General features: G+C 49.0%; 15 protein-coding genes. 2 read left to right on the forward strand and 13 right to left on the reverse strand.

The features are described 5' to 3' along the window. Positions 1-20: 20 nt before the first annotated feature. Entirely contained in the window at positions 21-1,520 is a 1,500-nt protein-coding gene (locus L6439_RS16660; protein ID WP_168178031.1) for a VanZ family protein, read from the reverse strand. Between the two features lie 321 nt (positions 1,521-1,841). Here L6439_RS16660 and L6439_RS16665 point away from each other — a divergent pair, with 321 nt between their 5' ends. Next, a complete protein-coding gene (locus tag L6439_RS16665) occupies positions 1,842-2,444 on the forward strand; it encodes a DJ-1/PfpI family protein (RefSeq protein ID WP_168178030.1) in 603 nt (200 codons plus the stop codon). A gap of 263 nt (positions 2,445-2,707) precedes the next feature. Here L6439_RS16665 and L6439_RS16670 read toward each other — a convergent pair whose 3' ends face one another. From L6439_RS16670 to L6439_RS16700, 7 genes are all read right to left on the reverse strand, one after another. Next, positions 2,708-3,139 carry a type II toxin-antitoxin system HicB family antitoxin gene (locus L6439_RS16670; protein WP_213468197.1) on the reverse strand — a complete coding sequence of 144 codons (432 nt, stop codon included), beginning with the start codon at positions 3,137-3,139 and terminating at the stop codon, positions 2,708-2,710. Positions 3,140-3,227: 88 nt separating this feature from the next. Continuing rightward, positions 3,228-3,419, reverse strand: a complete 192-nt coding sequence (locus L6439_RS16675) for a type II toxin-antitoxin system HicA family toxin (RefSeq protein ID WP_168178028.1) — start codon at positions 3,417-3,419, stop codon at positions 3,228-3,230. Between the two features lie 272 nt (positions 3,420-3,691). Next, complete coding sequence (locus tag L6439_RS16680) at positions 3,692-4,714, reverse strand: serine hydrolase domain-containing protein (RefSeq protein WP_213468196.1); 1,023 nt, start codon at positions 4,712-4,714, stop codon at positions 3,692-3,694. 23 nt (positions 4,715-4,737) lie between these two features. After that, complete coding sequence (locus L6439_RS16685) at positions 4,738-5,562, reverse strand: MerR family transcriptional regulator (RefSeq protein ID WP_168178026.1); 825 nt, start codon at positions 5,560-5,562, stop codon at positions 4,738-4,740. A gap of 244 nt (positions 5,563-5,806) precedes the next feature. Next, the gene (locus L6439_RS16690; protein WP_168178025.1) at positions 5,807-6,130 is read right to left on the reverse strand and encodes a hypothetical protein; all 324 of its coding nucleotides are present in this window, start codon (positions 6,128-6,130) and stop codon (positions 5,807-5,809) included. Continuing rightward, on the reverse strand, positions 6,127-6,645 hold the full coding sequence (locus L6439_RS16695) for a hypothetical protein (RefSeq protein WP_168178024.1): 519 nt from the start codon (positions 6,643-6,645) through the stop codon (positions 6,127-6,129). The genes L6439_RS16690 and L6439_RS16695 overlap by 4 nt, the downstream gene beginning before the upstream one ends. After that, positions 6,642-7,034: a hypothetical protein gene (locus tag L6439_RS16700; RefSeq protein ID WP_168178023.1), complete on the reverse strand. Its 393-nt coding sequence runs from the start codon at positions 7,032-7,034 to the stop codon at positions 6,642-6,644. Before L6439_RS16700 ends, L6439_RS16695 begins: the two co-directional genes overlap by 4 nt. A gap of 172 nt (positions 7,035-7,206) precedes the next feature. Here L6439_RS16700 and L6439_RS16705 point away from each other — a divergent pair, with 172 nt between their 5' ends. Continuing rightward, positions 7,207-7,431 (forward strand): helix-turn-helix domain-containing protein, encoded by a 225-nt coding sequence (locus tag L6439_RS16705; protein WP_168178022.1) that lies wholly within the window; start codon positions 7,207-7,209, stop codon positions 7,429-7,431. Between the two features lie 334 nt (positions 7,432-7,765). On the opposite strand, the gene L6439_RS16710 is transcribed toward L6439_RS16705, so the two are convergent. From L6439_RS16710 to recN, 5 genes are all read right to left on the reverse strand, one after another. Next, on the reverse strand, positions 7,766-7,855 hold the full coding sequence (locus tag L6439_RS16710; RefSeq protein WP_331253390.1) for a putative holin-like toxin: 90 nt from the start codon (positions 7,853-7,855) through the stop codon (positions 7,766-7,768). 156 nt (positions 7,856-8,011) lie between these two features. Beyond that, on the reverse strand, positions 8,012-8,545 hold the full coding sequence (locus L6439_RS16715) for a hypothetical protein (protein WP_168178021.1): 534 nt from the start codon (positions 8,543-8,545) through the stop codon (positions 8,012-8,014). A 940-nt stretch (positions 8,546-9,485) separates the two neighbouring features. Beyond that, complete coding sequence (gene spo0A, locus L6439_RS16720) at positions 9,486-10,304, reverse strand: sporulation transcription factor Spo0A (RefSeq protein WP_168178020.1); 819 nt, start codon at positions 10,302-10,304, stop codon at positions 9,486-9,488. Between the two features lie 225 nt (positions 10,305-10,529). Beyond that, positions 10,530-11,867, reverse strand: a complete 1,338-nt coding sequence (gene spoIVB, locus L6439_RS16725; protein WP_168178019.1) for a SpoIVB peptidase — start codon at positions 11,865-11,867, stop codon at positions 10,530-10,532. 120 nt (positions 11,868-11,987) lie between these two features. After that, the gene (gene recN, locus L6439_RS16730; protein WP_168178018.1) at positions 11,988-13,709 is read right to left on the reverse strand and encodes a DNA repair protein RecN; all 1,722 of its coding nucleotides are present in this window, start codon (positions 13,707-13,709) and stop codon (positions 11,988-11,990) included. Between the last annotated feature and the right edge of the window lie 5 nt (positions 13,710-13,714).

A 13,714-nucleotide genomic window follows, 5' to 3' on the forward strand; every position in this document is an offset into this window, starting at 1 on the left:
AGACCGTTTTTGCTTTTCCTCTATTTGTCGGACCGGTCTTGCTCCAGCTTGGCGCGAAGCCGCGCCAATTCCTTCTCTACCTGCTCCTCCCGGCTCCATTCCTTCGCTTCGCCTTCGGCGGACGCACCTTCCTGCTTCGCCCCTGCATCGGGCTCGCCAGAGACAGCATCCCGAGGCTCTGCAGGCTCATCGGAAGACTGCTCCTTCTCCGGCTCCGCCACGGCATCCCCCCGAATAATGAGCTTCGATCCATCCTGGAACTCCATCGTACGGCGGACGGGCGGATTCTCTTCGGCATCCTCCTTCGTCTCTTGCGGGTCGGCCGTTCCCGCGTAAGGCAGCATCCGGTCCGGGATCGTGATGGCGTTGCGGGTTTTGCTCATTTTTTCATAGAAGAGACGCTTATCGCGACGGAAAATATGCAGCAGGACATGCAGACCCACGAACGCATTGAAGACGAGCCATAGAATGATGACGATCCACGCGAATCGGCCCAGTTCCAGGATGGAGCCGGAATTCATCACATAGAAAAATACATAATTGATCCCGCCGATGCCGAAATACAGCAAGCCGTACCGGATAAGCAGACCTTTGAAAGAAAGCTTGTTCGTCCGCTCCGGATCCTCTGCTAAGCGGTCATCGATCAGATGAATGCGCGTCACCCATTTGCCGAACGTCTTCCCTTCCGTCCACAACGGCATCAGCATGAAATAGACAAAAACCGTGGCCGCCAGCACCCAACCGTTGGACTGCAAATAATCCAGGAAGCGATCCACGTCGTTGCCGTTGGCCGCGACCATGAATATGGCGATTATCCAATAAATAAAGCCGATGCACAAATAGTCGAGCCATAGCGCGATGGCCCGGCGAATGAAGCCGACCGGCCTGCGCGTGAGATCCACGTCCGCATCCAGCTGGCTGCTGTGCGGCAGGAAATACGTAATCAAGGGAGCCAGCAAAAATCCAAGCATCCCGCCGACCGTATTGAGAAGCAAATCATCGACATCGAACAGCCGGTATGGGCAGGCATACAGCCCGTACAAGCCCGTGCGCTGCGTCGTCTCAAAGAAGAGGGACACGATAAAGGCAATGAGCGTCGTCCCAAGGAACGATTTCCGGAAATAATAACGCAAATATACCCCGAGCGGCAGCGTTAGAGCGACGTTAAAAGCCGCCTGCCAAAAGGCCCGTTCCCCTAATATCTGCACATAGGTCGAAGGCTGTGACCAGACGACATTCGTCTCCTTCATAATGTCACGGATGAATGTAAATGGAATCCACTGCGAAAATACCCCGCTCCCGCCAGGCACGCAGTTGTCGCGATTGGCCGGCAGAGGCAGAATGACGAGATAGTATGCGGAAATAAAATACAGCAGCATCGAGTACAGCACCAATGATCGTACCTTGTTCACATAGCCGTATTTGCGGTACTGCACGATTAAAAACGGGAGCGTCAGAAAAAACGCCGCGATCGGAAACGTAATCAACGCGATTTTGATCGGAAAGATATAAGCATTCATCGTTGCTGGCTTACCCCTTTGTTGCACAGTCATGTATTGTATTTATAGCGGATGGCTGCCGCACACGGAAGTCTTATTTTCGACGAAGACGTATACGGCTATTCCTTCAACGCTCGTCTATTTTACCGTATTTCGCCGAATTCTCCAATAAAAATCGTGCAGCGCACATCCCATCCCGGCGACCCGGATCGATTTCCAGAACCTGGTTATTCAAAATTTGTTCTTATTTTATAGCCCTTATTCGTCATGTTTTTCAATCCACAGCCTGATAAAATGGCAGCATGCAAGAGCCAATTGGGATAAAGGAGGAATCAACGAGCCATGATTCATGTAGGAATTTTACTGTATAACGACGTAGAGGTACTTGATTTCGCAGGGCCATTTGAAGTATTCGCCGTAACGGAGCATTCGGCTAACCCTGCAGCCAGACCTTTTCTCGTCCAAACCGTATCGGAAGCCGGCCAACTGGTAACCGCGCGGAACGGGTTGAAAGTACAGCCCGATTACAGCTATGACAATGCGCCTCGCTTCGATATTCTCATCGTTCCGGGCGGCCCGGGAAGCCGGACGGAAATGTACAACAAGACGACGACTCAATGGGTTAAGAGCCGCATGGATGAAGTAAGCATCATGGCCTCCGTCTGCACCGGAGCCTTAATCTTGGCCGAAGCCGGATTGCTCGACGGCAAGACCGTGACCACCCATTGGAATTCCTACGACCGCTTGGAAAAGGACTACCCTAACCTGACGGTAAAGCGGGACGTCAAATATGTCGATGAAGGCAACATCGTCACCTCCGGGGGCATCTCGGCGGGCATCAATATGTCCTTCCATCTTGTCAGCCGGCTGCTGGGCCGGGACGTTGCCGAACGCACGGCCAAAAGAATGGAATACGATATCGATTTATCGAATGAGCCGGAATAAAGACTTTTGGATTGCGGTTACATATTGGAAAAAGCCCCCGGCGGGAAATGTCCGCTTGCGGGGCTTTGCCTTCACAGCATGCTTATATTCATGAGAGCAACTCCCTGGAGACCAAGTAAATGCATACGCGCTAACCTTTATTCGCACTCTCCCCATCAGTCAGGACAGACGCATATGGGTTTATCCCGCCTTATAATCATTCTCCCCATGCTTCAGGAGCGCAGATAAGTATGTGAGGCGTCGAATATCAGTTAAATCCCGTTTTATTCAACAGGGCCTTTTTCATATGACTTGCGGTCAGATACGCCAAGATACGTTTTCAATCCATCCTGAAGAATCCGTGAAAAATTAACATTCGCCTCTTCCGCAGCGTCGTTAAGCCATTTCGGAATGGTCAACGTTTTCTTCACAGCCTTCTCCGCCATATAGTCACGGAAGGGCGGCATCCATACGTCGATGAGAACGGCGGACTCGTTAGCGCCGAGTCTAAGGTCAAGCGTACGGGTTGGTTCCGGAATCTCTTCTCCGTCTTGTTCTATTCCGTACAAATGCAACGCAAGACATTCTTTTGCCATGCGAAACGCCTCTTCGTCGGTCTCCCCGCAAGAAAATGCTCCGGGTAAGTCCGGGAACCTCACGGAAATACCATCATCTGCATAATCGAAGATCGCAGGAAAGATGTATCGGTCTTTCATATTTTCAACTCCCTTCATGTTCTTTGGCTACGCGAGCAATTGGTGTTACATGAACTTTGATAATTTATGTTTATCCTTTACAGAGAGGCTATTTCAGCCCCGCCTGTTTCAGAATACTCTCCACTGTTTTACGCGGCAAGTCTTTATTCGGATGAGGTATTGTTACCTTGCCCTTCTTAGTTGGATGTTTATATTGATGATGACTTCCTGCCGTATGTAGCAAAAACCACCCGTCAGCTTCGATCAGCCTGATTAACTCCCTCGAAGAGTTACTCGGCATCTCTTCACCTCCCTATGCGATCATTATAATACGTATATTAATACGTGTAAATAAGGGACTGTATGTCGGTCTTGCGTCCAACCTTTGTGATAGAACGCTCGGCAAAAGTTCTTACTTTGTACATCTTTTATGAAGATACCTCTACCATATCGGAAGGGGGTTGTTTTTAATAAAAGAAACTCCATTTCGGTAATCAAAATGGAGTTTGCGGGTAGCTTAAACAATTTATAGCTGGGATACCTTGATCATTGTTAGCCTAGGCAAATCTATATTTAATCCAGTACAGCCGGGATAATGCCTTCCTTAATGAGTGTCCATCGATCACGCGGATTCATGCTGAATTCGGATGCAATGGCAACGACCAGTTCCTTTTCCGGAATGCAGCAAATGACATTACCGCCATCGCCTAGTGCCGAGTAGGCAAAAACTCCGTCCTCTTCGCGCAACCACCATAGATACCCGTAATGATTGGGGTTCATCTCCGTTGACTGGTCAATCCATGTTCCCGAAATCACCTGGTGATGGTCCCACATGCCACGGTGCAGATACAAAACGCCAAACCGTGCCATATCCCGGGCAGTTAACGTAAGTCCCCACCCTCCCGTGGAGTTGCCTTGAGGATCCGTAACCCATCCTTTCACGTTTTTCCCGAATAAGTCGTCGAAGCCGAATGATTTCATTTCGAAATTCGGGATTTCTCTCATGCCGATCGGCTTACATAAATGTTCGTCGGCAAACTCCCAGGCGCTTTTTCCTGTGCTGCGAGTGATAATGGCTGAAAGCAGGTGCGCCCCGGCGGTGGAATATTTGAAAGCTCCGATACTCCCTTTTTGACCCAGTATATCCAGCGTATACTTTACCCAATCGGGCTGCATGCACAGCTTGTCCAGCGGTTCATGCCAATCCTCAAATGGATAAGGAGCCGTCATCGTGAGAAGATGGCGAATCGTGATGTCCCGCTTCTGCCCAACAGCGTCGGCGGCCACATACTCGGGGAAAAAATCAAGAACCTTCTGATTCACATTTTGAATATATCCTGCATCTATGGCAATCCCAATGAGGGCTGATAGGATGCTTTTCGTTACCGACGCCACGTGGTGCGCGGCATCCGGGCCATACCCATGATAATATCTTTCATAAGCAATGTATCCTTTTCTTACAACCACAATACCGTTAATATTGCTGTATTCGCCTTTTATCGCAGGTTCAAGCTCTAACAGCTTGTCAGCGTCCATTTCTAAAGCTGCCGGGTCTGCGGCTTGCCATTCTGTCGTTGGCCAGTAACTTCTTTGCATGATAGGCACCTCTCTACAAGACGTTATTTTTTCTTTACAGGAAAATATACCTCGGTAACGATGTCTTCAGGAACGGCCGCTTGATTGGGGTCGGTGATATACACTTCATAGGGTGACTTTATCAATTCATAGCCTTCATTTTCTATCCATTCCCTCAGCCTGGCATATACCGATGTCAATTCGGAATATGAACCATGCAGCACAGATTTCGCACAGAGGCCTCCGGGAAAATCTCTCGTTCCCTTTACCGCTTCCGCTACCGGGATGGCAAACTCTGTGTCGTTGCCGGCCGGATTGTATTCCGGGCTGTGATAAATCGTCATCGACGCACCAAGCAGGGTGAGTTTTTCAGTAACAATCTTTGCATAGAGCCCGCTAAAATACATTCCATAGCCTGCAGCATAGTCATCACTGCTCAGCATCTGCCGCATAGAAAGGATATTCATTGGCCCGGTTTCAACAAGCTGCACCTCTATATGGTCAAGGTGTGCCATCATTGGCATGCCCTTCTCCAAATTCGAAATATCCCGGTTCATTTGATTGAGGGCATAGGCGAAAGCATCGATCTTTTCCTGTACTTCCCTTCGCTTGCGGTTCAGGGCAGAACGAAGCTTCTCTTCTGCTTGATCCTCTTCCCATTCCAAAATGTCTTTAATTTCTTCCAGAGAAAAAGAATAAGATTTCAGACGGTTAATCAGGAGCATCTTTTTGAGTTGCATGATGGAATAATACCGATAACCGTTTTCCGGATTAATCTCATCCGGATGGATTAGTCCGATTTCAGCATAATATCGAAGCGTTTTTGTAGACACTCCGCATATCTTTGAGAATTCTCCAATCGAAAGCAAGAGGTCACCTCCATTCTTCATTTTTTAACGGGGGAAAGGCTTTGCATTTCAATACGGTGTTCCATTCAACCGTACACTTTACCGTAAGGGCAATGTCAACGGCAGAATAAAAAAAAGAAACCCGACGTTCTATGAAAACGCGGGTGCCATGCAATGTGAAGCCTGCACTGGCAATACTTCGTATTGGTAATACTCTAGACCTGCCAAAACCACGCAAGCCACTGTCACATCGAAAAGAACGTTATTAATTGACGGCTTCGACAAATTGAAAATTGTAGTCCATCGTCCAGTCATGATGATATCGAAGAAAATCGTAAAATGATAAATTCCGAAGAAAGTCGAGAACTCGTAATATGAGCGCCTGTTCGTCGGCATCTTTGCGTTTTAACTGCCCGAGCCATAATCCGGCCTTTGTGCTGGTATATACGTCGCCTTCGACCTTCTCGCTCACATGATACATCCACATCACATTATTCTCGATAGCGACTAGGTAATCGTCTGTGACTAGATACCCGTTCAGATGGATGATCTCATAGCCGAGATCCAGTTCTATGACCGCCTGTTTCATGCCGCGCTTACCTGCTCTATAATGAAACCGAGCTTCAACATTTGGTCGTATGTCACCGTAACTACTCCGGCGACCTCGTCGGCCAATGTCTGCGGCGCGATACTATGTATGACGCCCGGAAGGAATACCGCCCGTTTAACGCGACTCTTATCGAAGCTGGATTTTACCGGGTCGATCCACGATACCTCGTAGTTCCCCGTCCGGCAGTTGCGATAATACCCGATTTCGTAGCCGTAAACCTCACGCGCGCGGCTGCGCTTGCGCCAGATTCGACGGACGAAACGGACATACCCTAAGCCTCTAGCAATGTCGCGTTCCAGGTCGTCCAAATATCCCCGCGTAGGATTTACTTCGCACAAGGTAATCGCGCTACGAATCATTACCGCGTCGCATTCTGCATCTTGGTACTCGTCCGCGTCTACTTCGAGAACTTCGGCCAGCAATTCCAATGTGCGAGCTGCTTTCGCGAGAAGTTGTGTGTACCGTTGTTTCGTTACCATATCCATCGTTTTCATATCGTTAATCCCTCCATAATGTTGATTTCGCCGACAACGTCGGTAATGGTCATTGTTACGTTCAAGCTACGTCTGATTTCGTCGCTTTTCTCAGCCAGAGACAGGTACCGCTGATTCAGCTTGTTCACTGACGAATCGAGTGCGAGCTTTACCGCCTGAATCCGAACGAACTCGTCCTTAACAACGCGACGGCGTTTCAATACGTCCTGTAGCCGTTGCATCAATTGATGCTCGCGATAGAGGTCAAGTGTCGCCGCCTCGATTTCGTGATAGACCTCGCTCAACTCCTTGTCCACCATCGACTGCATCCGGTTAAGCCCTTCGTATGTAGCCGTAACACTTCGGTTCAGCTTGTTAAGCTGATCGACATAGCTTTGCGCCATGCACATGCGGTTCACCTCCATTTTTGGCAATAGGAAACTAGCAGAAAAGTGTATACTTTTCCGAATATAGGTGGTATATTGGGAATATACCGATATCGTGATATCTATCATCATAATATACCGATATCGTGATATTGTCAACAGTCTTTCTACAAATTATTTTTTGGGGGTAATTAAGGTGTTAAGATTAGCGATTAAACTTAAAGAGGTTTTAAAAGAACGGGGAATCACTCAAAAACAACTAGAAGTATTGTCAGGGGTCCCACAATCAAAGATCTCGGTTATGTGCAATAATAAGCTTCAAGAATTAAACATGGGGAACATCGAGAAAATCGCCCATGCCTTAGACATCAAAGATATATCTGCTCTATTGCAATTTGAGGAAGCAGAATCGAACGATTAGAGCAGATGCCAAATAAAACACATCATAATTTTCGTCGTATATTGCGCGCGTTGCTATGTAATCCTTTAGAACAATAATTCACGTGCTCTCGCTTAAAATAAGCGGCAAATTAGGCGTTTTACTAACGAGGGAGTACAAAAGTGAGGGAGTCTAACGTATTACAAACGAACATTTAGAGCACTTGCCAAATAAAGTAGACGTATAAAAACTGCTATGTTATCATATAAATAGAAAAAGGAGCCGTGCTCGAACACGACTCCAGTGCAATAGCCGCTTCAAAGGCGGTGGCTTCGAAGGTGTTGGAAATAGACCGTTAACCTTATCCGGGGGCGGTCTATTTCTTTGTGTGCATGTATATCAGCAGCGTCACGACAAAAGTCAACAACGCGAGTATCCATATCCCGAATTGGAACATAACGGACATTGCTTCGTATACGCTCACTGGCGTCACCTCCCTTCCGGGAGACTAGCCGACCGCCCATAAAGCCATTCTATTGCATGGCAATTATACCCTATTTATTGGACGAAAGTAAACTAGAGTTATCATGTGCATGGACAGGAAAGAAGATCTGAATATAAGTCAATTGCGCATTTTCTTAGGCAAGGCAGGTTCTTTCATATCAATATGTTCAACTTTAATTTCCTTTCCGTACAAAAATTCTTTTTTCTGAATGATATACACACTGTACTTTGATATAATTTTCTCGTTACTTAGAACGATATCACCCTCACTGGTTATCTTATGAATGAATATTTTTTGACCGTTTTCAATTAAGTAGTAGGATTCTTTTCCACTAAATCGACTGTTAAGAATAATGTCTACTATAAGCATTCCAATGAACGGAAAAGTTCCAATAAGTAGATTTGTATAAAAACTGAACTCATCTATCACCTCTAAACTTACCACAAGTAATATTCCGAGAATAATTGCTGGGAAAAGTGACTCAAGAAATCCGCTAATCATCTTCTTTGTATCATTCATAAGATGTCGCTCAAATGGAGTTACTTGCGCGAGACTGATTCCCTTAAATAGATAGGTTAACAATAAAAAAATAGACGGTATTCCGATGAACGAGGCCACTTTTATAATCATATCCAAGTCAATATCTATCATTTCCCCACCGCCCGGTCGTTTTATGATTATTATAGCGCATTTAAGGGAAGGAATGCGTTAGCTCTAACGGGATATTTACCGCAAAATAGGCGTTTTCTAGCGGAGATGGACGTTTGATACTCAGAAGAGAGAAGACGGCTAAAATGGCGGGAATATTGCGTGTGTGTGGAGCGGAGGGAGTCGGGTATTAACGGGACATTCGCGCGAGTCTGTATAGACTAACGGTAATGTAAAGAGAAAAGGCCATTGTGCTGCGCACAAGCCTTCGCGCCCATGCGCTCGGCAATGTATCCTTACTATAGAGGATTCGCGCATCTTTTCTTCCGCGAAGAATAGTTGTTGTATTACTTCTGCGCGCGAGGAATAGTGCTTTTCTATTCCGATGCGCTATGTTTTTAGATCTTATTAGTAAGTCTTATTTACCGGAAAATTCTACCGGTGCGTTACGGTAAAAATTATCGGTACGTACCGGAAAATACTGCCGTAACAAAGAAACGGCCCCACCAGCTACGGCAGGGCTTTTTCGCATGAATTTCCGAAGATAATCCGAACAATCGCGACCGACCGGCTTGAAATGCGCAATCTTGTAAATCTTAACGATTATCGCGCATATGGGAGGAATCATTCGTGTTTTTACGTTGAAAAACGCCCACTTCCGAAAACTTATCGGATAAGCGGGCGTTTCGATTTACGCTTCAAACAACAATGGAAGCATCAATTGGTCGCGAAATCCTTGTACACTAACCCTTGCGTCGGCCTTCGATCTACGCTACACTGGCGCTAAGTCAACGCCGACAAGTTCGCGCAGGAAACGGAGGTGAATCGCTCAAGTTTATCGGAATGTTCTCGAAAAGTTTATCGGAACGTTTTGACGGGACGCCGATAAGTTTACGGGAACGAACGTTCTCCCTAACGTCGGCAACCCTTACGGCTCTAAGCTTCACGACACCTTATGCTCAATCCGCAGCTTATCTGCGACCATCGCGATGAATTCGCTATTGGTTGGCTTCGACTTGCTGATGTTGATGGTGTAGCCGAACAGGCGGCTGATGCTGTCGATGTTGCCGCGGGTCCAGGCCACCTCGATGGCATGGCGAATCGCGCGCTCGACGCGGCTCGGCGTCGTTTTGTATTTCTCCGCAATGGCCGGATAGAGCGTTTTTGTGATCGAGCCGAGAATTTCGATGTTGTTGTACACCATCGTAATCGCTTCGCGCAAGTACTGATATCCTTTAATATGCGCCGGAACGCCGATTTCATGTATGATGGACGTAATATTTGCATCCAAATTTTTCGTCTTGCCCAATTGGACGACATTCGACTTGGAGGAGGTCATGTAGCTGCCGGCACTGGAGCTGCCGACCGATGGAGTCGAAGCGATGCCAGCCAGCTGCCGGATCCGGTTCGCCAGGATATCCATGTCGAACGGCTTCAGGATGTAATAGGACGCGCCGAGCTGCACGGCACGCTGCGTAATGCTCTCCTGACCGAATGCGGTCAGCATGATGATCTTCGGTTGCGGGGACAGATTCATACTGCGTAAACGTTCTAACACGCCCAGACCGTCCAGGTGAGGCATAATTATATCGAGAATGAGCACATCAGGCACCGCTCTCGTCTGTTCCAGGAATTGAAGCACCTCTTCGCCATTGTAGGCGACACCGGTGACAACCATGTCTTCCTGTTCTGATAAGAAATCAGCTAATAAATTCGTGAACTCTCGGTTGTCGTCCGCTAACAGTATTTCGATCTTTTGCAACTTCTGATCCTCCCTTGTCAAAGTTTAGCATTCCCGAGCATTGATGTCGTTGGCTTTCCTCTACAAGAATAACTTATTCGACACCAAGAATGAAATTCCTTCTGTCGAAAACTTTTTTTCTTTATTTTTTTAGGAACATGATTTATAATGTATAGTTATTCATTTTTTCTACATCATTCGCATTCCTTCGACACGCTAAAGGCGAATCAGGTCATAAAAAAAGGCTCACGCAGCATGTGAGCCTTCTTTGCTGGAGGTCGGGGGTGGCGAGAGCACCACACCCGCATCCTGCAGCATCCATTCAATGAAGCAACCGTAGCCGGAGCTCGGATCATTGACGAACACGTGAGTAACGGCGCCAATGAGCTTGCCATTCTGTATGATGGGACTTCCGCTCATCCCTTGGACAATGCCCCCGGTCTTTTGCAGCAATCTAGGGTCTGTAATGCGGATGACCATCCCTTTGGTGGCCGGTGACGTCTGCTTCGTCACATGAACCACTTCCAGCTTGAATCGCTCCACCTGCTGGCCGTTGACGACCGTAAGCATCTCTGCGGGGCCTTCCTGAACTTCCTCGCTGAAAGCGACGGGAATCGGCTCCTTGTAAAGACTGTGCTCCGGTTGATTCGTCATTTTGCCGAAAATGCCAAACGGTGTATTGCGTTCAATATTCCCCAAGACGCGGCCTTCCTTCAAGAAATGAGCCCGTTTCTCGCCAGGCTCGCCATTCTGGCTTTTGGAGATGGAGGTTACATTGGACTGAACAATTTCGCCCTGGCCTACCGTGATGGGGGTCTGCGTATCCATGTCGGTGATGACATGGCCAAGCGCTCCGTACACCCCTTGATCTGGGGCGTAAAAAGTAAGAGTGCCGACGCCCGCGGCGGAATCCCGGATATATAATCCAAGCCGCCAGGTCTTGTCCTCCACATCATAGGCCGGCTTCAGCTTCGTCTTCATCTCGGTGTCGCCCCGTTGAATGACCAGCTCAATCGCCTGCTTCTTCTCGCCGGCTTCGCGAACGATATCCGCCACCTTGGTCACATCGTTAAGGCGGGTTCCGTTCATGCTCATAATCATGTCGCCTAACCGGACGCCTGCTTCTTCACCCGGCGATATTTTGCGCTCAGGTCCGACATGAACAAGATGGTGCCCGACGACGAGAATCCCGGACGATTTGACTTTGACGCCGATTGTCTGTCCCCCGGGAACGACCCGCAGGTTAGGAACGACATTGACCTTCAACGTCTTCAACGGAATGCCGCCGAACAGCTTCAGCTTCAATTCAGCCTGTCCGGTCTGGGAAGATTGCAGCGAGATCGGCTTCTGCAGCGATAAGCGGAAGGAGGTCTCGCTCTGCCCGTTCACCTTCAGAATATCGGGCCTATCCACGGTAGCCTGCGCTTGCACCGGCATGACCAGATTCAGTTGCTTGTGTTCTCCTTCAAAAAGACGCAGATGATTCGGCAAAGCCGCGTAGGTGCGGAAAGGGGCTGTGGTGCAGCATAAACAAACAATAATGGCTAGCATAAGACCGAGCAGCCGTTTTGCGTTGGGGTTCAAAGGTGTCACACTCCTTTGTTGACGGAAGCTTTGACGAAAAAGGGCGTGCCCGTTTCGTAACATTAAGGTAACCTTGACCCCAGTGTTTTATGAGTGAAAATGATTCCTCAAGCCCTTGAATTACGCACCTTTTTGACGTTCAGCCAACTTCAGCATTTCTTGAGCATGATGCAGGGTTCTTTCCGTTACTTCCACGCCGCCAAGCATCCGAGCCAGTTCGGCCACGCGTCCTTGTTCCTGCAATTCCGTTACCTGGGTTGATGTGCGTTCGTCCCGCACGAGTTTTTCTATGTAATAATGATGATCCGCCATGCAGGCCACTTGGGGAAGATGGGTAATCGCGAACACTTGACCGCTGCGGGACACTTCGGCCAGCTTCTCGGCGATCGCCTGGGCCGCCCGGCCGCTTACTCCGGTGTCCACCTCGTCGAAGACGAGCACCGGAATGCGATCCATCTCGGCGAATATCGTCTTCAACGCCAGCATAATCCGCGACAGCTCCCCGCCGGATGCGATCTTGTGCAAAGGCCGCAGCGGTTCGCCCGGATTCGGCGAAATCAGAAATTCCGCATCGTCCCACCCGTTCTTCGTGAAGCGGACATTCACTCCGTTCACATCGAAGCCTTGTCCGTCTTGAAGCCGTTCCAGACGGACATCGAGCCGGGTGCGTTCCATATGAAGATGCTGCAGCTGCTTCTCGATCCGCTTTGTCAGCTTATCGGCCAATTCCCGTCTGGCATCGCTTAATGCCTGCGCCCGTCTGGCCAGCTTCGCCAGCCGCTCTTGGCTCTCCTTCTCCAGCGCGGCAATCCGCTCGTCCTTGTGCTCGATTTTGTCCGCCTCGGCCTGTATCCGTTCGCCATAAGCGATCATTTCTTCCACGGTCGCCCCATATTTCCGCTTCAATCCATTCAACTGCTCCAGTCGATCCTCGATCTGCTCCAGCCGCTCCGGATTGAATTCGATATTCTCCCGGTAGTCGCGCAGCTGGTATGCCGCATCCTCCAACTGGTAATAGGCGGTCTGCAGCTGTTCCACCATCGGCTGGAACTTGGCGGGATCATACGGCATCACATCTTCGAGCTTGGCGATGGCCACGCTGACCGCATCCATCGCGCCTTGGCCATACAACCGCTCATAAGCATGATTGACATGATCCATCAGCTTCTCGGCATTTGCTAGTTTGCGCTTTTCTTCCGCCAATAATTCATCCTCGCCCACCTGGAGTCCGGCATTGTGAAGTTCTTCAATCTGAAAACGGTACAAATCCAGCATCTGATAGGCTTGCTGGCTCGTCTGCTTCAACTGGTTCAGTTCATGCTGCAGCGCCATGAAGCAGCCGAACTCTTCACGATACCGCTTCTTGAGCGCCGCCAGCTCCTCCCCGCCGTACGCATCAAGCCAATCCAGATGCCGCTCTACCTTCAGTAAGGATTGATGCTCGTGCTGGCCGTGGATATTGATGAGCAGTTCCCCCACTTCCCGAAGCATCGTCAGATTGACCATCTGGCCGTTAATCCGGCACATGCTCTTGCCGTTGGCCGTCAACTCCCTGCGAATAATAAGCAATTCTTCCGCATCCGCCTGAACCCCCAGCTTCGCAATCGCCTCCCAGGCAGGATGATCGGCGGGCAGATCGAAGGACGCCTCCACTTCCGCCCGATCGCAGCCATAGCGCACGAACTCCGAGGAACCCCGGGCTCCCCCGATCAAGCCCAGCGCATCGATAATGATCGATTTGCCGGCGCCCGTCTCCCCGGTCAGAACGTGAAATCCTTGGTGAAATTGAAGCTGTACGGATTCAATGACGGCCAGATTCGTAATGGATAATGCGATTAACATGGACT

It is taken from the genome of Paenibacillus dendritiformis, assembly GCF_021654795.1.
Classification (GTDB): Bacteria; Bacillota; Bacilli; order Paenibacillales; family Paenibacillaceae; genus Paenibacillus_B.